The organism is Streptomyces sp. A0642 (genome assembly GCF_004795105.1).
In the GTDB taxonomy this organism is placed as follows: Bacteria; Actinomycetota; Actinomycetes; order Streptomycetales; family Streptomycetaceae; genus Streptomyces.
On record NZ_SSBL01000014.1, the window covers coordinates 62,571 to 83,632 of the forward strand.

Sequence of the window (21,062 nt, forward strand, 5' to 3'; positions counted from 1 at the left end):
GCGTGACAGGTCACATCATGGCCCGAGGCCTAGTTCGCCGGCACGAGACGGCTCGTGAACCCTTCGGAACACAGACGCTCGTAGGCCGCAGCAACAGGTTCCGGCACCTCCTGCCTGATCATGAACCCTTGCTCTGGGTAGATGAGCAGACGCTGCTGGGCACCTACAAGCATGTCCAGCACGAGACGCGGGTCCTTCATGGAGTCGACGTACTCCGAAAGCGTCATAGGAGTTGACGCACTGACGATCTCGACTCCCGGCCAGAGTTTCCGGGCCGTCGCGTAGGCGCGGCGCTCTTCGTACGGCTTACTCACGAGCAGCACGGATGACACCTCAATGCCTCGCTCTTCGAGCAGCACGCGTGTGAAGTTGATGTTCTCGCCCGTGTTCCGTGCCTTGGACTCAATGACGATCGCTGAAGCAGGAACGCCAAGTTCCAGCGCCCGCTCTCGATAGTGCTCGGCTTCCCCTCGGGGCATCCGATCGCGAGTCGTCCGACTGGTCGCCCCCGTGAAGACGATCAGCGGAAACATCCCACGCTGGTACAGGCCCACGGTCACATCAGCTACACCCAAGTCGTGACTGCCGAGACCGATGGCGACCGAGCAGGGCCGCGGCTCGTGATGCATCTGCTGAAAGTCCCAGAGCCGCTGAGCGTCAGACCACGTCTGTACCGAGATCACTGGGCTGATCCTTCCGCCGAGTCGGGCACCTTGAAGTCGTACTCCCACGCGAAGCGGGACGCCGCGTGGACGCCGACCGCGAACTCGACCACCGTGTCGTCCGCCGTGAACGTCGTGCGGTGCAGCTCGACTACCCACTCGCCGGCGGCCAGCTGCAGGAGCTTCGCCTCGTCCGACGTGGGGACGCGCGCGAAGAGTTGCTCCTTCATGTGGTCGATCTCGTAGCCCGCGTCGTACAGGACGCGGAAGCCCCCGCCACGGCCGGCGGGGCCCGGTGTGGGGTCGACGATGCGCGTGCCCTCGACGTGCTCGGGACGGTAGTAGCTGGTCAAGGTGTGCGTCGGCTGGTCGCCCTCCTTCACCAGGCGGGCTCGGGCGTAGACGTCCGCACCGGCCGGCAGGCCATGCGCTTCCGCGACTGCCGGCGGAGCTTCGACGAGAGAGACCGTCTGCGTCTGATCTCCCCGGCGGTAGGCCCGGCCTGTGGCAACCCGGTCAGCGATGAACGCCACTTGGTCGCCGTCGCGCCACTTCGCCTTGTCGTACCGGGCGACGCCGAGCCGCTTCAGCGGGGTCTGTTGACGCACGACCGTCCCGTGCCCCCGTGACGACGCGACCAGCCCTTCGGCCTCCAGCGCCTTGTACGCCGCGTGAACCGTGGACTTTGAGCCCTCGCCAGCCTCGACAAGCTCTCTGATGTGCGGCAACTGCTGGCCAGGGGCGTACTCGCCCGACCTGATCCGAGCAGCCAGCGTGTCGGCGAGCTCTCGCCATTTCGGTGCCATTCCAGCCTCCTTTCGACCCGCCCAGTCAAACACAGTCCCAGGACTGTTGACAGTCCTGGGACTGTGGGTGCATTGTCTCACTAGCGGTCACGCAGTCCCAGGACTACAAGCCTCGGGGGTTTGTTCTGCGTGCCTGCTCGCACCGCCCGGAGGGCTCCGTGAAACGGGTTCAAAGGAAGCGGCCGTTCATTGAGAACTGAACAGCGTGCCAAGGATCGCCGCCTCTCCTGTGCCTTAAGCAGGCGGCAGCGCGGGACACCATCCCGTGTGCTCAACCGCGTGACTCGACCACTTCGCAGCCCCCATGACCGCTGCGGCCGGTTGCCTCCTCCGCCCGTCCGGCCCTCATCTCAGGGCTGTACGGGCGGGGCTGAGGGGAGCCGGATGGCCCGGAACCAGGAGCGGCACCCCGGGGGCAACCGGGGTGCCGCGAGACAGGCACCTATGTAGGAGGCACCTGTGATCAGCAGTCTGACAGAGCAGGAACGCGAGGAACTCTCCAAGAAGGTCAGCGAGGCCAACCGCCGTTCTACCGGCGGGTCTGGTCGCTGACCATGCACCGCCCCGGATCACGGCGTGAGGCTGCCGGATCGAATCCGGCTCGGGGCGCTGGCCGCCTGGTCTGGCGGCTGGGCCGGCCGCCAGACGCGGCAGGCCATCTCTGAACGGCACGCGGCCCCGGGTCTAGCCACCCGGGGCCGCTCTTTGAGGCCGTCTCACCGCTAGGAGAAAACGACCCATGAAGACCATCGTTGCTGGTCGCGAGCCTGTTACCGCGACTGAGTTCATTGAGCTGGCTCTGGGGATCGACCTGGAGCTGTTCACTGGTTCGGCCGCGGAGTCCGCGATGGAGCGGGCGGCGCGGCTGGACGTCGCCCACGAGGTCCTGGCGGACCTGCGGGAGGGCGAACCGGAGACCGCGGCCTACGCCGCGAGCCTGCTACGGACGCTTCCCCTGAAGGTGCAGACGAACGGCCGGCGCCCGCGCCGTACGGTCCGCCGCCAGGGCGCGACGGGCTTCGCCGCCAATTCGGCGGTGGCCGCATGAGGGAGCACACCGCGCAGCTCTCCATCCGTGACGGCCGGTGGCGCCTGTATGTCGCGCTGATGGGCGTTCCGGTGTCCCAGTGGCCGGAGCACGACTTCGGCCCCGCGCTCGTCGTGCCGACGATGGCCGCGCGTTCACAGGCCCTTGCCGGGCTCGGGTTCGTGTTCACGGACGGTGCCGAGTGGGGGTGGGAGGAGTACAGCGAGACGCTGGACGACGACGCGTCGCCTGTGCGGCTGCTGGCCTCGGTTCAGGTGCGTTCACGGGACGGGGGTGCGCCGTGAACAGTGTTCAGATCCGTTCAGCAGAGCGCGCCCTGTCGGTCGGGACGTGGTTGATCGTGGGTGGGGCGATGCTCTTTTCCATCCTCACGGTGACGCCGCTGATGGAGAAGCACACGGCCGAGGGGTGGAAGTGGACCGCGCCGATTCTGCCCCTGGTGGTGGATGCCGCGGTCGTGATCGTGGTCCGTCTCGATGCTGTCCTGGCCCGTCTTGGCGGGCATGGGGGGCGGTGGCCGGTTGCGCTGCGGTGGATGACGGGGTGCATGACCCTGGCGTTGAACGTGGCCGACTCCGCGCTGAGGAAAGAGCTGGTCGGCGTGGCCGTGCACGCGGTCGCCCCGCTCCTGCTCATCGTCACCGCAGAGACCGGTCTTGCCTACCGCCAGGCCATCACGGCCGCCCTGGCCGCGCAGGAGGCCCGGCAGAAGGCAGAGCAGGCCGAGCGCGAGCAAGCCGCCGTGGAGCGCCGTGAGGTGGCCGAGCGGCGGGCCCGTGAGGAGCGCGAGCACGCCGCCCAGTTGGTGCGTGAGCAGCGTGAGCATGAAGCGCTGTTGGCCCGTGAACAGACCGCCCGGGAGCAGGCGGCGCGGGCGGAGGAGCGCGAGCGGGCCGAGGTCCGGGAGTGTGCTGAGCGGGAGGCTCGTGAACGCCGTGAACGCGAGCGTGAACAGCAGCAGGTAGAGCGTGAACGCCTCGAACGCGAGGCCGCTCAACGCCGTGCTGCTGAGCGTCGTGAGCGCGAGGAGCGTGAGCGCCGTGAAGAGGCCGAGCGGCAGGAGCGGGCCGAGCGTGAACGCGCCGCGCTCCTGGCGGCCGGCCCGCCCGAGAAGAAGCTGCTTGAGCCCCAAGCCCTGGAAACCGTGAAGGCGGCGTTCGTCGCGGGGCTCCCGGTGAGGGCTGCGGCCGAGTTGACCGGTTGGTCGATCGGCTGGATCTCCACCCGCTACCAGGAACTGCGCGACCCCGCCCCGAACCGGGCGCTTGAAAGCGCGAGCCAGTGAGCACGCTGCCGGTCTACCCCTGGCACCTGGCCCCGGACGGCTACGCGACCTTCCGACAGCTCCGGACCCGCGGGCTGCGGCCCGGCGGTCAGGACGTCGCCGCCGTGCTGGAGCGCCCGCGCAAGCGCCGGGGCCCGCTGGTCGCCTACCTCTACCGCGTGGACCGGGCTAAGCCGGTCCGGCCGATGACGCCGGCCAAACGGGCCGCGCTGGCGAAGGCGAATGCCGCTCAGCAGGTCTGCCCGAACTGCCGGCGGGACGCCGGGTATCGCATTCCGTCATCGCTCGGCATGTGCGTGCCGTGCCACGACGCCCCGCCCACACCGTGAACACCCACTGGGAGATCAGACATGCCCGAGGAACTGCCCGAGTACCACTTCATCATCACCGCGCAGAAGCCCTTGCCGGGCGGTGGGCACGCGATGGCCACCTGGTCCGCCTACCTGACGCCCCGGCCCGGGCAGAGGCGGCACGAGGTGTACGCGGAGATCCGCAACGCGTACGAGAAGCGCTACCCGGACCTGGCGCGGGCCTGCGTCACGTTCTTCTCGCTCGAACTGAACACGCTCTGACCTCGTACGACTGGCTGCGCGGTGACCCGGACGCCTGCTTGGACGGCCGTGTCCGGGCCACCGCCTCCTCCGCCAAGGGAGTGCACTCAGCATGACGGAAGTCAGCACAGCACCGGTAGCAGCCCCCGCTGCTGCCCCGCCCGAAACACCCCCGCCCACCAACCCGGCACCCACCCCCGCACCCGAGCAGCCCACCAGCAAGAGGGTGGAGCACACCGCGGGCGGGTGGCCGGTGGTGCCGCTTGCCGTGACCGGTGCGAACTCCACGATCGGGGTGGTCGCCGCATCCGCGCTCGCGGCTGGCCCGGTCGGTGCCGCGGTGGCCGCCGCCGGGGCCGCCGTGGTCGCCACCACGACCGCGGTACGCCGCCGCAACAAGACCCGCACCGCCCACCGCAAGGCGAGCCGCATCCGGTCCGGCACCCTCCAGAAGGCCGCAGGGGGCCGCACCGGCGGTGCTGGCCGCGGTCTCCCGACGCAGGGCCGCCCCACCGCGTCTCGCTCCACCGGCACCAAGCCCCGCCCCCACAGCGGCACCAAAGCCGCCACGGGCAAGGGTCGTTCGGCCGGCGGCGCGTCGACTCCCGGTGCGAGCCGGACCGATTCCGGGCTGACCCGGGGCGGTTCCGGCGGAAGGCGGGGCCCGCTCGGGAAGTCTGCGGGCCGTGGGTCTGCTGGCCGGGCTTCGCAGGTCAAATCCCTGCGGGATACGGCCCGGAAGCTGCCGCCGTCTCGTCACGCGGCCCGCACGGGAACGAACCAGGCGCGCCGTTCGGTGGCCGATGCCCGCCGCGCCGCCCGCGCCAACAGCACCACCGGCCCCGGCAAGACCCGGTCGGGGCTGATCGGCCGGGCCGGTAAGGCCGCGGCGGGCAAGGCCCGTTCCGTCCGCGACGCCGCGATCCGCAAGGGCCGCACCGCACAAGACCAGCGGGCCGCCGCCCGGCTGGAGTCCAGCCGGGACCGGGTACGTAAGGCCGGTGTCCGCAAGGCGGCACGGGCCGCGCTGCGCAGGTCCGCGGCCCGGAAGCAGGGCCGTCGCCTGATGGCCGCACTGCTGGCCGCCCCGCTCGGGGTGCTCGGAATGCTGAGCACTCCACTCGGGCGGAAGCTCGGCTGGGCCTGGCTGCAGCAGCCCGGCCGCCGCCTCTACCAGCACATGATGCGCTCTGCCGAGGAACGCAAAGCCGCCCGCGACGCCGCGATACGCGAGCGTCTGGCCGCCGAGGAGAAAGCCCTCGACGACGCCGCCGAAGGTCACGGCGAGGAGATCGGCGACACCGTTCAACGCCCGTTCCACCTGCTCCCCGCACAGCCCAACACCACCCCTGTGGAGGTTGTCAGCATGTCCGGTTTCAAGTTCGAAGAGGCCGCGGCCGAAATGGAGAACGCGGCCCGCACCTACGAGCCCGAGAACAACATGGAGATCCTCTCCATGGTCGAGAACCTCCCCGACGCACTCACCTCCGTTGCCAACACCTTCCGCATCCTGGCCGAGCGCTCCGACAGCGAGTTCCCGCTGGAGAAGGACATCGCCGGGGCCTTCGACGAGATCTACGGCGCCCTGATGCGGGCCGTTGACGCGTCCGGCGACCTCGGAGAGCTGTTCCGTCATGTTCACGAGCACGACATCGCCCGTCACGAGGACCCCCGCAACGGTCCCGAGGCCGAGAAGGGCTGGAACGTCTGACATGAGCACCAACACCACCACCACGAACCATGAGGGTGGTCCGGTGTGGGACTGGGCTGCTGGTCACGGACCCGTGACCGGCGCCCTGTCCGCCACCACCGGAGCATTCGCCCTCGCGACCACCGGCGCAGCCACCGGCATGCCCCCCGGCTGGGCCCTCGCCGTCGGCACAGCCGGCGCGATCGGCCACACCATCAGCTCCCTGCGCGACCGCCTCTCCGCCCGCACCATCAGCATGCGGTCCGCATCGTGGCTGGTCGGCGCCGGATGGACCACCTGGGCCATGACATCCGGGCCCCTGACCTGGACCGCACTCGGCTCGCTGGCCGTGATCGGGGTCGGGATCGGGACCACCGCCCACTCCACCCTCATCCACGAAGAAGCCCGCGAACTCGAAGCGCTGGAGGCGGCCGAACGGCAGGTCGCCGCGGAACTGTCCGCCGGCCGCCGGGCAATCGCCGCCGAGTGGGTGGACCGGATCCAGCGGGTCTGCGGGATCACGCTGCGGGTGCTGGCGGTGGAGATGTGGCCGACCGGGACCGGGTTCACCATCGACGCCGAACTTCCGCCCGGCGGAACGACGTACGGGCGGATCGCCCAGGAAGCGGCCAAGCTCAGCGCCGACGCACGGCTCCCGCACGGCTGCACCGCCACCGCGGGTCCCGGCATCGATCAGGGCCGCGTCCTGATCGACGTCACCACGAAGAACGTCCTTGAGCAGGAAGTGTTCTACCCCTCCGACTACAGCCGCCTGTCCATCCACACCGGCATCCCCTGGGGACTGCGTACCAACGCCGACGAGATCCGCGCGTACCTGCGCGAGCAGTGCGCGTTGGTCGTCGGGCCGACCGGGTCGGGCAAGACGAACATGGTCCACACGATCCTCGCCGGATTCGCCCGCGCCGAGGACGTGCTGACCTTCGTGATCGACCTGAACGCCGGATCGGCCGGCCTGCCCTGGATCCGTCCCGCATTCGACGCCAACGGCAACCTGCTGGACGGGGCCCGCCCGGGCATTGACTGGCTGGCCGCCTCCCACACTGAGGCGCTGGTCATGCTGAACGCCCTGGTCAGGATCGCGAAGCAGCGCAAGACCGCCTACCAGGACCTCATGGCACAGGCCAACACCGACCTCCTGCCGATCAGCCCGCAGATTCCCCAAATCATGCTGGTCGTCGATGAGGGTGCGGAGATCCTTTCCAGCAACGACCGCGAGTTGAAGAAACTCGCCGCCCTCATCCTCGAAGTGATCCGGATCGCCCGCGCCATGGGTGTCCGCACCGTCCTCACCGCGCTCGGCGCGACCAGCAGCGTCCTGGGCAACCTCATGCTCCGCCGGGAAGCCAAGGTGCGGGTGGCGCTGACCGGCGGGGAGAAGGAGGGCATGGACCTGGGCAAGCAGTTCCCCGGATCCCGAGGACTGCGCCCCGAACAGGCCCCCTACAAGGGCGCCGGGTTCATGGGCACCCCCGAGAGCGAGCCGGGGCTGTTCAAGTCGTGGCGAATCCTGCCCAACCAGATCCGCGACATCGTCACCGCGACCGCCGGCATCCACCCCACCCTCGACGGCCCCTCCGCAAAGGCTGCCGGACCCGCGTACACGACCCGGTGGGACCCGGACCGCACCCAGTGGATGCGCGACCACACCACCACCCCGAACCCCGCCGGACCGGCAGCACAGTCAACGGCCGGTGGTGGGAGCAGCCTCAACCTCTCCGCACTCCGCAACGACCAGCAGCCCACACCGGCCACCGACGAGGACGCCACGGTGCGGGCGTTCATAGAGCAGATCGACGCACAGTTCGCGACCGCCCCGGAGCCCGGCAGCACGCCGGAACCTCCGGCCGCACCGGGGCTGAACCTGTCCGCGCTACGGCCGGAGAACAACGCCGCCCGGCAGGCCGCGCTCCAAATCCTGATGGCTGCCGGCGCCGAGGGCACCGGGGCCTCAGCCATCGCCCGCGCCCTGGCCGAGGAGCACGGAACCACCCGGCAGACGGTTGCCGGATGGCTCAAGGAATGGGCCGAGACCGGTGAAGCCGTCCGCGTCGGAGAGGGCACCAAAACCCGCTACGTCCACCGCCGCTACACCTGACCGCGCCCCTTGCTTGTCGCCTGTCACCCGACCCGCCCAACAACCCCTCCACACGGGCCTCTGAGGGCCGAAAACGGCTTGTGACCTGCAAGGCGACAAGCGACACGACAAGACAAGCGACAAGCCGCACGACAAGCCAGACGACAAGCGACACGACAAGCCAGCACGGGCGTCACCCCGCACCAACGGGTGCCGCCCGTGCTGCTGAAGGAGCCCCGTCGTGCATGACACCACGAACCAGATCACCACCCCCACACCCACCTACCCGACCCTCACCGCGCCCGGGTACCCGAGCTATCTGCCCGCGCCCGAGGGGCCGGTGATGCTGCCCTCGGAGATCCCGCCCGGGGTGCAGATGGTCACCCTGCCCGGCGGCATCCGCACCCTCGCCTACACCCCGGCACAGGCCCCGCCAGCGCCGCCGGTTCCCGTCGCGCAGCCGATCCCGGCATGGGCCAAGACCACCGCACTCCTCACCCCGACCATCGGCGGGGGCATCGCCGCCGCGGGCATCGGGATCTCCTACGCAGCCCCGGGACTGATCGCCATGAGCCAAGCCCTCTGGGCCGCCGTCGCCCTCATCGCCGCCGCAGCCATCGGCGTCCCCGTGCTGCTCCGGCTCGGCAGGGCCGCCACCGGCACCAGTCGGAGCAGCACGCACATCACGCAGAACATCACCGCGTCCGGCATGTTCGGCCGCGCCAACGGCACCATCAACCACCGCTGAACGCTAAGGGCGACCCCCTCTCACGCCAATGAACCGGGGCCGCCCTCATCCATCAGCCCACTACAGACCTTCTGGAGGTCTCCAGCATGGCCCATGACCGCAATACCGCGCTGCTCGATGCAGCGTTACGAGCCGCTGACCGCGGCTGGCACGTCTTCCCACTCCGTCCTGGCGACAAGCGCCCCGCCCTCCACGGCGAGCAGGCTTGCCCCGCGCTCGGGGACTGCGTGAGCGGGCATCGCAAGTGGGAGGACCGGGCCACCACCGACCCGGACCGCATTCGTAGGGCATGGTCGGACCGGCCGTTCAACATCGGGATCGCCACGGGCCCCTCCGTCCTAGTTGTCGTCGACCTCGACATGCCCAAGCCCAACGGCAGCACGGACACGCCTTGCGGCGTGACGACCTTTAAGGCGCTCTGCGAGCGCACCGGGCAGGCCGTCCCCACCACCTACCGGGTGGGGACTGCGAGCGGTGGAGAGCACCTGTACTTCGCCGCCCCGGACGGCATCCGGCTTGGTAACACCGCCAGATTCCTCGCTCCGACCATCGACACCCGGGCATGGGGCGGATACGTCGTCGCCCCCGGCAGCACCGTCAACGGGCGTACGTACGACGTCATCGACCCCGCGCCAGTAGCCCGGCTGCCCGGATGGCTGCTGGACGTCCTCAAGCCCGCAGCGCGCCCCACTGGGCCCGTGAAGCTGTCCCTGCCGAAGCGAGGTGCTCGGGCAGCAGAGGCGGCACTGGAGCGTGAAACCGCCCTCGTAGCAGCCACCGCAGAAGGCAGGCGCGAGGCGCAGCTCTTCGAAAGCGCCCGGAAGGTGGCCCGCTTCGTCGGATGGGGCGACCTCACCCGGGACGAGGTGGAGGAGGCATTTCAGAGGGCGGGTGAGGCGGCCGGACTCCCCGCTTCCCAGTGCCGCTCGACTCTGCGCAGCGTTCTGAACTGGTCCCTGCGCACCTGCCGGCCCCGGGAGACGACATGAGCCCCCGGCCGAACCGCCCTCTGAAATGCCTGCCCTCCACCCCCACCGGCCCCAGCCTCGCCCAACCGGCCCCGACCGGCACCGGCGGTGGTGCGCCGAAAGGCTTCGCCGAAGGCGTCCCCACTGCCGTTCGCCCTGACCAGCACATGCGAGACGGGCGCTACCCCATCGCCTGGCTCACCATCAGCGCACCCCGCGGCGCGGTCCCGACTGTCACCAGCGCCTGTGCGTGCGGTCGCAACCGGTTCGCCGCAGGACATCGCAAAGCACTCGCTCTGATCGCAGACCACACCCGCCACCGCGACCTCTGCCCGCTCCGCACCCACCAGGAAGGCGCCGCCGTATGAACGCGACACCAACCGCACCGCCCCTCGACGGCGCCACCGTGCTCAACGACGTGGAGACCTTCCACCGCAGGTTCAACGTCTTCCCCACCGAGGCCGCCTACGTTGCCGTGACCCTGTGGGACGCGCACGCCCACCTGGTGGAGTGCTTCGAGACCACGCCGCGCATCGCGTTCCTGTCCCCGGAGCCGGGGTCGGGGAAGTCCCGGGCGTTGGAGATCGTGGAACTCCTCACCCCTCGCCCGGTCAGCACGGTCTCGGCATCCGCGAACGCCCTGTACCGGCTGGTCGACTCGGCCGCCGGGCTGCCTACGGTGCTCTTCGACGAGGTGGACACCATCTTCGGCCCGAAGGCCGGCGCGGACGAAGCACTGCGCGGATTCCTGAACGCCGGGTACCGGCGCATCGGTGGCGCCCTGCGGTGCGTGGGTGAAGGCTCCAACCAGAACGCGCAGGTCTTCGGCTCGTACTGCGCAGTCGCCATGGCCGGGCTCGGCTCCCTGCCCGACACCGTGCTGACCCGCTCCGTCATCGTCCGCATGCGCAAGCGCGCCCCGAACGAGAAGGTGGAGCCCTACCGACAGCGCATCCACGAGAAGCAGGGCCACGAACTGCGCGACCAGCTCGCGGCGTGGGCCGACTCCGTCCGCGACCAGGTTGCGGAAGCGTGGCCCGAGATGCCGGACGGGGTCACCGACCGGCCGGCCGACGTGTGGGAGCCCCTCCTGGCCGTCGCTGACGCCGCCGGGGGCGATTGGCCCGGCCGGGCCCGTGCCGCGTGCGTGGAGCTGATCAGCGCCGCCCACGACAACGACGAAGCCTCCCTCGGAGTACGGCTGCTGACCGACCTACGCGACCGGGTGTTCTGCGGTGCCGACCGCGTCCCCACCGCCGTCGTACTCGAAGGCCTACTGGCCATGGACGACGCCCCGTGGGGAGATCTGGAAGACAAGCCGATCAACTCCCGCACCCTGGCCCGACTCCTCGCCCAGTACGTCACCCCCGCCAACAAGCCCATCAAGCCGCGCGGCATTCGCACACCGTCCGGCTTCCCCAAGGGCTACTACGCGGAAGACCTCACGGACGCCTGGACCCGGTACTGCCCTCCGCCCCCGGAGGAATCCGCCACGTCCGCCACCGCCGCCACACCGCAGGTCAGCGGGGGTGAATCCGTGGCGGATACCGCCACGGCCATCCGCCACATGTCTGCGGAAACCGCCACACCGCTCTTCCCGGTCGCGGGCTGAGACCCAGCGCCACGAGGGGTCGTCACACTCCGGGTGTGGCGGCACCTATCCGCCACAGAATCGCTATCCGCCACAAACGCAGGCCTCTGACCTGCGGTGTGGCGGCGTGGCGGACGTGGCGGATCCCCCAGAGCCAAGAGACCACGCGCTCAAAGAGGAGTCGCCACCATGGCCAGCCCGCAGATGCTCAAGCTCCCCGAAGTCCTCGCCGAACTCGGCATGAGCCGCGCCGCCTTCTACCGCATGCGCGCCCGCGGCCTCGCACCGAAGCTCATCAAGCTCCCGAACCACCAGGTTCGCGTACGACGCACCGACCTGGACGCGTGGTGGGCGAAGCACGAAGAGTCCGCCGCCTGACCTCGATCTGACGAACCAACCACCAAGGGCCCGCCACTCCGGCGGGCCCTTTCTCTCTGGAGAACCATGCCTCTCACGTACGACGTGCGCCTCTACTCGATCGAAGTCCGCCGGGACCGCCCCAAGCCCTACCGTCTGCGTTGGCTGGTCGGGCAACGCAAGCACTCCAAGAGCTACCAGCTCAAGGCTCAGGCGGATGGACGCCGGTCCGAGCTGATGTCTGCCGTGCGGCGCGGCGAGCAGTTCGACGAGGAGAAGGGGCTCCCCGTCTCCGAGATCCGCGCCATGCAGGGGTCAGTGACTTGGTACGAGCACACCCGCGCCTACATTGACCGCAAGTGGGCCGACGCCCCGGCGAAGTCGCGGAAGAACTACGCGGACGCCCTTGCCACCATCACGCCAGCGCTCGTGAAGACCGCCGTCGGTCGCCCCGACGCGGCCACCCTCCGCAGGGCGCTCTACGGGTGGGCCTACAACCGCAACAGGTGGGACGACGAACCGCCGGCAGAGATTGCTCAGGCACTTCGCTGGCTGGCCAAGAACTCCCTGCCGATCTCCGCGCTCGAAGAGTCGGCCACCGTACGGATCGCCCTGGACGCGCTCGCCCTGAAGATCGACGGAAAGTCCGCCGCAGCCCGCACCGCGCGACGCAAGCGAGCCTGTCTGAGCGACGTTCTCGGGCTTGCTGTCGAACAGCGGTACTTCTCCACACCGGTCAATCCGCTCACGACCGTGAAGTGGGTCGCCCCGAAGGCCGTCGAAGAGGTCGACCCCCAGAGCGTGGCGAACCCCCGCCAAGTGCGGGCGCTACTGAAGGGCGTACGCGAGCAGGGCCCGCGCGGTGAACACCTCGAAGCGTTCTTCGGCTGCCTCTACTACGCTGCCATGCGGCCGGCGGAAGTGACAGCGCTCCGGCTGGCCCAGTGCCACCTCCCGGATAAGGGGTGGGGCACTCTGACCCTCCGGGGAGGCTTCGTGAGGGTCGGAAAGGGCTGGACCGACGACGGACAGGCGCACGAAGCCCGCCACCTCAAGGCCCGCGCAGAGAAGGACTCGCGCCCGGTGCCGATCCCGCCACACTTCGTGCGCATGCTTCGACAGCACGTCGCCACACACGGCACCGCTCCGGACGGGCGGCTGTTCCGTACCAACCGGGGCGGCCTGCTCCAAGAGACCGGATACGGCGAGGTGTGGGCCCAGGCGCGCGCGGACGTGCTCACCGAGGAGGAAGCGGCGTCGCAGCTCGCACGGCGACCGTATGACCTGCGTCACGCCGGGGTGTCCTTCTGGCTCAGCTCCGGCGTGGACCCGATGGAATGCGCCCGGCGAGCAGGGCACACCATCGCGGTGCTGTTCCGCGTTTATGCCAAGGTGCTGGCCCGTACGCAGGACCGGGCCAACAGGCGGATTGACGCAGCGATGCGGGAGTGGAACGAACCGGAGTAGCCCCTCCCCCGGGGGACGCCTGGGGGACACGCCCTGATCAGACCTGGGATCGGGGCGAGATCAGGTGAGACAACGTGGCGTTTCGGGCCCTTCGGCACGCCCCGTCACGGAATCAAGAAAACCCTCCCGACCTGCCATAACAGCAGGTCGAGAGGGTTTTCACTTCCAGTGGCGGCGCCAGGGTTCGAACCTGGGTAGGCTGAGCCGGCAGATTTACAGTCTGCTCCCTTTGGCCACTCGGGCACACCGCCAAGGGATGTCGCCGTGAGATCCGCCTTGCGGCGGCGCTCTGTGGCAACGACGTAAACGATACCTGATGACCAGGGGTGCTCCGCCACCTGATTGACCAGCGCCCGGAGCGGGCGCGGGTGGCTAGGCTTTGTGCCGTCCCCCAAGCATTCGACACAAGGAGCCACACGTCATGGCCGACTCCAGTTTCGACATCGTCTCGAAGGTCGAGCGGCAGGAGGTCGACAACGCCCTCAACCAGGCCGCCAAGGAGATCTCCCAGCGCTACGACTTCAAGGGCACCGGGGCGTCGATCTCCTGGTCCGGCGAGAAGATCCTGATGGAGGCGAACGGCGAGGAGCGGGTCAAGGCCATCCTCGACATCTTCCAGTCCAAGCTGATCAAGCGCGGCATCTCGCTGAAGTCGCTGGACGCGGGTGAGCCGCAGCTGTCCGGCAAGGAGTACAAGCTGTTCTGCACGATCGAGGAAGGCATCTCCCAGGAGAACGCCAAGAAGGTCGCGAAGATCATTCGTGACGAGGGCCCCAAGGGCGTGAAGGCGCAGGTCCAGGGCGACGAGCTGCGGGTCAGCTCGAAGAGCCGGGACGACCTGCAGGCCGTGCAGGCGCTGCTGAAGGGCCAGGACTTCGACTTCGACGTCCAGTTCACGAACTACCGGTAGGCCGCGGCGGTCCGGGCACGGGGCGGAACGCATCGCTCCGGGCTCGGACTGCATGTCCGAATCCCGCCGGTCGCGGGTGTCCGGGCGACGCAGACTGGTCCGTGGCAGCCGGCGATCCGGTGGGCCGACGGACGAGGAGAGGGACGAGTCATGACCATGTACGCGACGGTCGACAGCCCGCTGGGCGCACTGCTGCTGGTCGGCGAGGAGGCCGCGGGAACCGCGGGGGTCGCACTCGTCTCGCTCTCGCTGCCGGGCCAGAAGGGTGCGGCGCTCGTCCAGGACGGATGGCAGCACCGGCCCGCGGCCTTCGAGGGGGTCGCCGTACAGCTGCGGGAGTACTTCGAGGGGCGGCGGACCCGTTTCGACCTCGTGTACGCCGACGGCCTGGGCACGGACTTCCAGCGCCGGGTCTGGGCCGCGCTGGACGGTGTTCCGTACGGGGAGACGGTCTCGTACGGGCAGATCGCCGCGCGGGTCGGTTCCACCGGGGCGGGGGTGCGGGCCGTGGGGACGGCGATCGGGCGCAATCCGCTGCTGGTCGTGCGGCCGTGCCACCGGGTGATCGGCGCGGACGGGGCGCTGCGGGGTTACGCGGGCGGCCTGGAGCGCAAGCAGCAGCTCCTGGGGCTTGAGGGCGCCCTGGCGGCGGGCTGATGGCCGGGCTGTTCCCGAGACCGCGGGCCGTGGTCGCGCCCGGCGCCGTGCACGTGCCCGAGTGGTTGCCGGACGAGCGGCAGCGGGAGTTGGTGGCGGCGTGCCGTGCGTGGGCGCGTGGGCCCGTTCCCATGCGGCACACGGCTCTGCCGGGTGGCGGGGTGATGTCCGTGCGGACCGTGTGCCTGGGGTGGCACTGGCAGCCGTACCGGTACGCGCGTACCGCGGACGACGTGAACGGTGCGCCGGTCCTGGCCTTCCCGGAGTGGCTGGCGGAACTGGGGCGGGCGGCGGTGGCGGAGGCGTACGGCGCGGAGAGCGCGGCGGCACGGACGTACGCGCCGGACGCCGCGCTGGTCAACTTCTATGACGACGCGGCACGGATGGGCATGCACCAGGACAAGGAGGAGCGGTCCGGCGCCCCCGTCGTGTCGCTCAGCATCGGCGACACCTGTGTCTTCCGTTTCGGTAACACGGAGAACCGGGGGCGGCCCTACACGGACGTGGAGTTGGCGTCCGGGGACCTGTTCGTCTTCGGCGGGCCGTCACGGCACGCGTTCCACGGCGTGCCGCGGATCCTTCCCGGAACGGCGGCCCCCGGCACGGGGATGAGTGGGGGGCGGCTCAATCTGACGTTGCGCGAGACGGGGCTCGGCGCTCCGGGGGACGGCTGAGGTCAGCGGCGTTCGCGGGAGTTTCCGAACAGCAGGCGGTAGGCGATCAGCAGGACGAGGGAACCGCCGATGGCCGACACCCAGGTCGCCGGGTCGAAGAAGTCCTCGTTGTCGATCGTGCGGTCAAGGAAGCGTGTCGCTATCCAGCCGCCCACGAAGGCGCCGACGACCCCGATGAGGGTGGTGCCCACGAGGCCGCCGGGGTCGCGGCCCGGCAGCAGGATCTTGGCGATGACGCCTGCGACGAGTCCGAGAATGATCCAGCCGATAACAATGGTCATGCGCGCCAACCTATCCCGTCGCCCGGTCCTGGAATCCAAGACGTCGGCGCCGTTCGGATGGTTGCGGACCCGGGGTGCGGACTGCGGTGATCCCGCCGCCGTACGCGTGGGCTACCAGCCGGCGAACTGCTCGTCGGTGCGCACGATCTCCTTGCCGAAGGGCATCAGCGAGACCGGGATCAGCTTGAAGTTCGCGATGCCCAGCGGGATGCCGATGATCGTGAGGCACAGGGCGATGCCGGTGGTGATGTGGCCGAGCGCCAGCCACCAGCCGGCGAGGACCAGCCAGAGCACGTTGCCCACGCAGGAGGGGCCGCCCGCGTCCCGCCGGTCGACGACGCGGTACCCGAAGGGCCACAGCGCGTAGACGCCGATGCGGAAGGCCGCCAGGCCGAACGGGATGCCGATGATCGTGATGCACAGCAGGAGTCCCGCGAGCATGTACCCGAGGAACATCCAGAAGCCGCACAGGATCAGCCAGATGACGTTCAGAATTGTCTTCATGGGCGATGACCAGCCATCTTCTCGAGTCGGGCGATGCGCTCCGCCATCGGCGGGTGGGTCGAGAACATCTTGGACATGCCCTGCCCGGGGCGGAACGGGTTCGCGATCATCATGTGACTCGCGGTCTCGATCCGGGGCTCGGGGGGCAGCGGAAGCTGTTTGGTGCCCGCCTCCAGCTTCCTGAGGGCACTGGCGAGGGCCAGGGGGTCGCCGGTCAGCTGCGCGCCGGAGGCGTCCGCCTCGTACTCCCGGGAGCGGCTGACGGCCAGTTGGATGACGGAGGCGGCGAGCGGGCCCAGGATCATGATCAGCAGCATGCCGAGGACGCCGGGGCCGTCGTCGTCGTTGGAGCGGCCGACCGGGATCAGCCAGGCGAAGTTGACGAGGAACATGACGACGGAGGCGAGCGCGCCCGCGACCGACGAGATCAGGATGTCGCGGTTGTAGACATGGCTGAGCTCGTGGCCGAGGACGCCGCGCAGTTCCCGTTCGTCCAGGATCTGGAGGATGCCCTCGGTGCAGCAGACCGCGGCGTTGCGCGGGTTGCGGCCGGTGGCGAAGGCGTTGGGCGCCTGGGTCGGCGAGATGTAGAGCCTCGGCATGGGCTGGCGGGCGGCGGTGGAGAGTTCACGGACCATGCGGTAGAGCTGCGGCGCCTCGAACTCGCTCACCGGGCGGGCGCGCATGGCCCGCAGCGCCAGCTTGTCGCTGTTCCAGTACGCGTAGGCGTTGGTGCCGACGGCTACGAGGAGCGCGACGATCAGGCCCGTACGTCCGAAGAAGCTGCCGATGACGATGATGAGTGCGGACAGGCCGCCGAGGAGTACGGCGGTTCTCAGCCCGTTGTGCCGGCGGTGCACGGTACGCCCTCCAAGTGGTGCAGCAGGGGAACCCTTGCTCTGTGGTGCTCCACTCCCCAGTGGAGCCTCCCGTACTGGTCAACGCCAGGCGAGGAGAGCTAGTTCCCTTGTGCTCATGGCCGCAGGGCCGGGCCCGTCCGCGCGTTCGTGCCGGAGCGGGCCGTAGGCCGTACGGGTGGAGGGCGCCGCCGGGTCAGCGCTGGACGGGGAGCTTGGCGAGCGCCAGGGCCTCGGGGTCGGGCTCGACCTCGCTGGTGCAGTAGGCGCAGCGCGACGCGACGGCCGGGATCGCCGTGTAGCAGCGGGGGCAGTCGCGCAGGGCGGCCTTGATGTCGACCTGCTCCTGGTCCTTCTTGGTGGTGAAGCGGTCCTGGACCTTGGCCATGGGCACGACGACGCAGAAGTAGAGGACGGCGGCGGTGATCAGGAAGGCGATGGCGGCGCTGACGAAGAGGCCGTAGGGGAACTTCACTCCGTCGACGGTGAAGGTGGCCTTGCTGAAGTCGCCGGTTCCGCGGGTGATGACGCCGATCAGCGGCACGATGAACGCGTTGCTGAACCCGGTGACGACCGCCGTGAACGCTGCTCCGACGGCGAGGCCGATCGCCATGGAGACCACGTTGCCGCGAAGGATGAAGTCCTTGAACCCGTTCAGCACTGCCTCTGGCTCCTCTGTTGCGATGGGAAGGTTGTATGCGCCGTGCGCGCGCATGACCCTGCCCTGTGGGAGGCGCCCGGGGCAAACCGATCTTGGCGGCGGAGGGTGTCAGAACAGGCTGACGTCGGCGAACCTGAGGAGGGTCTGCGGGGCGCCCGACAGGGCGATTCCGGCGACGGCGGTGAGGACGATCGCGACGGTGAGGGGCGCCGGAGTGCGGTGCCGGGCGACGGGCTGGTCCGCAGCGTCCTCCGCGGGGCTGCGGAACAGGGCGGCGGTCCAGCGCAGGTAGTAGTAGAGCGCGATCACCACGTTGACGGCCATGACGACGGCGAGCCAGCCGAGCCCGGCGTCGACGGCCGAGGAGAAGACGGTGACCTTGGCGAAGAGTCCGATGATGCCCGGCGGCAGTCCGGCCAGGCAGAGCAGGAAGAAGGCCATGGCGAGCGCGGCGAGCGGGCGGGTGGCGTACAGGCCGCGGTAGTCGGCCATGCGGTTGCCGGGGTGGGTGCGGGCGACCAGTGCGGCGACGGCGAAGGCGCCGAGGTTCACGACGGCGTACATCAGCGCGTACGCGACGGTGGAGCCGATCTGCCGGTCTCCGGCGTACGCGGCGGCGGCGATCGGCACCAGGAGGTAGCCGGCCTGCGCGACGGACGACCAGGCGAGCAGCCGTACGGCGCTGCGGGCGCGGGTGGCGCTCTGGCGCAGCGCGGCGGCGTTGCCGACGGTCATCGTCAGCGCGGCGAGGACGGCGAGGGCGGGGCCCCAGACGTCGGCGTACGACGGGAAGGCGACGACGGTGACGAGGATGAGGCCGGAGAAGCCGACCGCCTTGCCGACGACCGAGAGGTAGGCGGCGATCGGCAGGGGGGCTCCGACGTAGGTGTCGGGAACCCAGAAGTGGAAGGGTGCGGCGGCCGTCTTGAACGCGAAGCCGACGAGGGTGAGGGCGACGCCCGCCTGGGCGAGGGTGGAGAGCTGTCCGGGGACGTCGTCGAGGCGGGCGGCGATCTCCGTGAGGTGGAGGGTGCCGGTCGCCGCGTACACGAAGCTGACGCCGAGGAGCATGACGGTGGTCGCGACGACGGAGGACAGGAAGAACTTCAGCGCGGCTTCGGAGGAGCGCCGGTCGCCGCGCTTGATGCCGACGAGGGCGAAGGCGGGCAGCGAGGCGACTTCGAGGGCGACGACGAGGGTGGCGAGGTCGCGGGCGGCGGGCAGGAGCGCGGCGCCGGCGGCCGAGGACAGCAGCAGGAACCAGAATTCGCCGGCGGGCAGCTTGCGGGTGTCGCCGACGGAGAGCAGTGCGGTGAGCAGGGCGCCGCCGAGCACGAGGGCCTGGATGACCAGGGTGAAGTGGTCGGCGGTGTAGCTGCAGGCGCGGGTGCCGGTGGTGAGGCAGAAGGTGGAGCGGTCGCCGTCGTGCAGGGGGACGAGGAGGGCGAGCGCGGCGGCGAGGCCGGCGACGGCGCCGTAGCCGAGGAGCGGTTTGCGTGCCGCGGGGACGAAGAGGTCGGCGACCAGGACGACGAGGGCGATTGCCGCGACGACGACCGGGGGCGCGATCGCGAGCCAGTCGACGGACTGGACGAGGCCGGTGGCACCGCCCCCGGCCGCCGGCGCGAGGGCGGTGGCGCTGCTTTCGGCCGCCGACTGGGCGAGGCCGGCGGTTGCGGCCGCTGTGGTCACGACTTGCCTCCTGCGAGGAGCTTCTGCACGGCCGGATCGGTGAGGCCGAGGAGGACGGCGGGCCACAGGCCGGCGAGGACGGTGAGGGCCGCGAGGGGGGTCCAGGCGGCGAATTCGTAGCTCTGGACGTCGGCGATGGCGTGCGGTTCCTCGCGCTGGGCGCCCATGCAGACGCGGCGGACCACGACGAGGAGGTACGCGGCGGTGAGCAGGGTGCCGAACGCGGCGATGGACATGAAGGTCAGGAAGGCGGCGCGGTTCAGTCCCTCGGCGGGGTCGAAGGCGCCGAACAGGGCGAGCATCTCGCCCCAGAAACCGGCGAGTCCGGGCAGGCCGAGGGAGGCGACCGCGGCGAACGCGAGGAGGCCGCCGAGGCGGGGCGCCCTGCCGTAGAGGGCGGCGCCGGTGGCCCCGGCGAGGGTGTCGAGGTCGGCGGTGCCGTACCGGTCCTTGACCGCGCCGACCAGGAAGAACAGCAGGCCGGTGATGAGGCCGTGGGCGATGTTGGCGAAGAGCGCCCCGTTGACGCCTGTGGGGGTCATGCTCGCGATGCCGAGCAGGACGAAGCCCATGTGGCCCACGGAGGAGTACGCGATGAGCCTCTTCAGGTCGCCCTTGGCGCCGGGCCGGGCGAGGGCCAGGCAGGCGAGCGATCCGTAGATGATGCCGGCGACGGCGAAGGCGGCGAGGTAGGGCGCGAACGTGTGCATGCCGTCGGGTGCGACCGGGAGCAGGATGCGGACGAAGCCGTACGTGCCCATCTTCAGCATGACGCCGGCCAGGAGGACGGAGCCGACGGTCGGGGCGGCGGTGTGGGCGTCGGGGAGCCAGCTGTGGAGCGGCCACATCGGGGTCTTCACCGCGAGCCCGATGCCGATCGCCAGAACGGCGGTGACCTGCACGGACGAGGTGAGGCCGCGGCCGTTGTCAGTGGCGAGTGCCACCATGTCGAAGGTGCCGCTCTTCAGTCCGATGAGGAGCAGGCCCAGCAGCATGACGACCGAGCCGAGCAGTGTGTAGAGGATGAACTTCCAGGCGGCCGCCTGCTTCTGCGCACCGCCCCACCGGGCGATGAGGAAGTACATCGGGATGAGCACCATCTCGAACGCCAGGAAGAACAGCAGCAGATCGAGGACGGCGAAGGTCGCGAGGGTGCCGGACTCCAGGACCAGGATCAGGGCGACGAAGGCCTTCGGGGAGGGGCCGGCGGGCATGGCGAAGTAGCTGTACAGCGCGCAGAGGAAGGTCAGCAGCGCGGTCAGTACGAGAAGGGGGAGCGAGATGCCGTCGATGCCGAGGTGGATGCGGACGTCGAGCGCCGGGATCCAGCTGATGTCGGTCGTGGCCTGCATCTTCGACGGGTGGTCGTGGTCGAAGCCCGCGGCCAGCACGATCGCCGCGATGAGGATCACGCCGGTGACGGTCACGCCGTGGCGGAGCACGGCCTGGTCGGGGTTCCTGCCCTTCAGCCCGGGCGGGGCCGGGAGCAGGGCGGCGACGGCCCCGAGGAGCGGGGCGACGACGAGGAACGCCAGAAGGTACTGCATCACGGATGCGC

At 70.0% G+C, this 21,062-nt stretch carries 23 protein-coding genes and 1 tRNA gene; 15 read left to right on the plus strand and 9 right to left on the minus strand.

The window, feature by feature from the left end; translation table 11 throughout:
* Positions 1-29: 29 nt before the first annotated feature.
* Both E6R60_RS22705 and E6R60_RS22710 read right to left on the minus strand, forming a co-directional pair.
* Entirely contained in the window at positions 30-683 is a 654-nt protein-coding gene (locus E6R60_RS22705; protein ID WP_136328461.1) for a YdcF family protein, read from the minus strand.
* Positions 680-1,468, minus strand: coding sequence for a GntR family transcriptional regulator (locus tag E6R60_RS22710; protein ID WP_136328462.1), 789 nt, complete (start codon positions 1,466-1,468; stop codon positions 680-682). Before E6R60_RS22710 ends, E6R60_RS22705 begins: the two co-directional genes overlap by 4 nt.
* A 739-nt stretch (positions 1,469-2,207) precedes the next feature.
* Here E6R60_RS22710 and E6R60_RS22715 point away from each other — a divergent pair.
* The 12 genes from E6R60_RS22715 (at position 2,208) to E6R60_RS22775 (ending at position 13,268) form a co-directional block, all read left to right on the plus strand.
* Complete coding sequence (locus E6R60_RS22715) at positions 2,208-2,516, plus strand: hypothetical protein (protein ID WP_136328463.1); 309 nt, start codon at positions 2,208-2,210, stop codon at positions 2,514-2,516.
* Positions 2,513-2,800, plus strand: a complete 288-nt coding sequence (locus tag E6R60_RS22720; protein WP_136328464.1) for a DUF6303 family protein — start codon at positions 2,513-2,515, stop codon at positions 2,798-2,800. Before E6R60_RS22715 ends, E6R60_RS22720 begins: the two co-directional genes overlap by 4 nt.
* Positions 2,797-3,801 (plus strand): DUF2637 domain-containing protein, encoded by a 1,005-nt coding sequence (locus tag E6R60_RS22725; RefSeq protein ID WP_136328465.1) that lies wholly within the window; start codon positions 2,797-2,799, stop codon positions 3,799-3,801. Before E6R60_RS22720 ends, E6R60_RS22725 begins: the two co-directional genes overlap by 4 nt.
* A complete protein-coding gene (locus E6R60_RS22730; RefSeq protein ID WP_136328466.1) occupies positions 3,798-4,130 on the plus strand; it encodes an RRQRL motif-containing zinc-binding protein in 333 nt (110 codons plus the stop codon). The genes E6R60_RS22725 and E6R60_RS22730 overlap by 4 nt, the downstream gene beginning before the upstream one ends.
* Positions 4,131-4,151: 21 nt before the next feature.
* Entirely contained in the window at positions 4,152-4,373 is a 222-nt protein-coding gene (locus tag E6R60_RS22735) for a hypothetical protein (protein ID WP_136328467.1), read from the plus strand.
* Positions 4,374-4,464: 91 nt separating this feature from the next.
* A complete protein-coding gene (locus tag E6R60_RS22740) occupies positions 4,465-6,063 on the plus strand; it encodes a hypothetical protein (RefSeq protein WP_136328468.1) in 1,599 nt (532 codons plus the stop codon).
* A gap of 1 nt (position 6,064) precedes the next feature.
* On the plus strand, positions 6,065-8,158 hold the full coding sequence (locus E6R60_RS22745; protein ID WP_136328469.1) for a helix-turn-helix domain-containing protein: 2,094 nt from the start codon (positions 6,065-6,067) through the stop codon (positions 8,156-8,158).
* A gap of 220 nt (positions 8,159-8,378) precedes the next feature.
* Positions 8,379-8,885, plus strand: a complete 507-nt coding sequence (locus tag E6R60_RS22750) for a hypothetical protein (protein ID WP_206309490.1) — start codon at positions 8,379-8,381, stop codon at positions 8,883-8,885.
* Positions 8,886-8,971: 86 nt separating this feature from the next.
* Positions 8,972-9,874: a bifunctional DNA primase/polymerase gene (locus E6R60_RS22755; RefSeq protein WP_136328470.1), complete on the plus strand. Its 903-nt coding sequence runs from the start codon at positions 8,972-8,974 to the stop codon at positions 9,872-9,874.
* A gap of 343 nt (positions 9,875-10,217) precedes the next feature.
* Complete coding sequence (locus E6R60_RS22765; protein ID WP_136328472.1) at positions 10,218-11,465, plus strand: DUF3631 domain-containing protein; 1,248 nt, start codon at positions 10,218-10,220, stop codon at positions 11,463-11,465.
* Positions 11,466-11,633: 168 nt separating this feature from the next.
* Positions 11,634-11,822, plus strand: coding sequence for a helix-turn-helix domain-containing protein (locus E6R60_RS22770; RefSeq protein WP_136328473.1), 189 nt, complete (start codon positions 11,634-11,636; stop codon positions 11,820-11,822).
* 66 nt (positions 11,823-11,888) lie between these two features.
* Positions 11,889-13,268, plus strand: coding sequence for a tyrosine-type recombinase/integrase (locus tag E6R60_RS22775; RefSeq protein ID WP_136328474.1), 1,380 nt, complete (start codon positions 11,889-11,891; stop codon positions 13,266-13,268).
* Between the two features lie 169 nt (positions 13,269-13,437).
* On the opposite strand, the gene E6R60_RS22780 is transcribed toward E6R60_RS22775, so the two are convergent.
* A tRNA-Tyr gene (locus tag E6R60_RS22780) sits at positions 13,438-13,519 on the minus strand.
* Positions 13,520-13,689: 170 nt separating this feature from the next.
* Here E6R60_RS22780 and E6R60_RS22785 point away from each other — a divergent pair.
* From E6R60_RS22785 to E6R60_RS22795, 3 genes are all read left to right on the plus strand, one after another.
* On the plus strand, positions 13,690-14,178 hold the full coding sequence (locus E6R60_RS22785) for a YajQ family cyclic di-GMP-binding protein (protein WP_136328475.1): 489 nt from the start codon (positions 13,690-13,692) through the stop codon (positions 14,176-14,178).
* Between the two features lie 150 nt (positions 14,179-14,328).
* The gene (locus E6R60_RS22790; RefSeq protein WP_136328476.1) at positions 14,329-14,835 is read left to right on the plus strand and encodes a methylated-DNA--[protein]-cysteine S-methyltransferase; all 507 of its coding nucleotides are present in this window, start codon (positions 14,329-14,331) and stop codon (positions 14,833-14,835) included.
* Entirely contained in the window at positions 14,835-15,509 is a 675-nt protein-coding gene (locus E6R60_RS22795; RefSeq protein ID WP_136328477.1) for an alpha-ketoglutarate-dependent dioxygenase AlkB, read from the plus strand. Before E6R60_RS22790 ends, E6R60_RS22795 begins: the two co-directional genes overlap by 1 nt.
* Before the next feature lie 2 nt (positions 15,510-15,511).
* Here the strand turns inward: E6R60_RS22795 and E6R60_RS22800 are convergent, their stop codons facing one another.
* From E6R60_RS22800 to E6R60_RS22825, 6 genes are all read right to left on the minus strand, one after another.
* Complete coding sequence (locus tag E6R60_RS22800) at positions 15,512-15,790, minus strand: GlsB/YeaQ/YmgE family stress response membrane protein (RefSeq protein ID WP_136328478.1); 279 nt, start codon at positions 15,788-15,790, stop codon at positions 15,512-15,514.
* 111 nt (positions 15,791-15,901) lie between these two features.
* Complete coding sequence (locus E6R60_RS22805) at positions 15,902-16,294, minus strand: YccF domain-containing protein (RefSeq protein WP_136328479.1); 393 nt, start codon at positions 16,292-16,294, stop codon at positions 15,902-15,904.
* Entirely contained in the window at positions 16,291-17,154 is an 864-nt protein-coding gene (htpX, locus tag E6R60_RS22810; protein WP_136328480.1) for a zinc metalloprotease HtpX, read from the minus strand. The genes E6R60_RS22805 and htpX overlap by 4 nt, the downstream gene beginning before the upstream one ends.
* 193 nt (positions 17,155-17,347) lie before the next feature.
* On the minus strand, positions 17,348-17,812 hold the full coding sequence (gene mscL / locus E6R60_RS22815) for a large conductance mechanosensitive channel protein MscL (protein WP_136328481.1): 465 nt from the start codon (positions 17,810-17,812) through the stop codon (positions 17,348-17,350).
* A gap of 108 nt (positions 17,813-17,920) precedes the next feature.
* Entirely contained in the window at positions 17,921-19,504 is a 1,584-nt protein-coding gene (locus tag E6R60_RS22820) for an NADH-quinone oxidoreductase subunit N (RefSeq protein ID WP_168713665.1), read from the minus strand.
* Entirely contained in the window at positions 19,501-21,051 is a 1,551-nt protein-coding gene (locus E6R60_RS22825; protein WP_136328552.1) for an NADH-quinone oxidoreductase subunit M, read from the minus strand. The genes E6R60_RS22820 and E6R60_RS22825 overlap by 4 nt, the downstream gene beginning before the upstream one ends.
* Positions 21,052-21,062 lie beyond the last annotated feature (11 nt).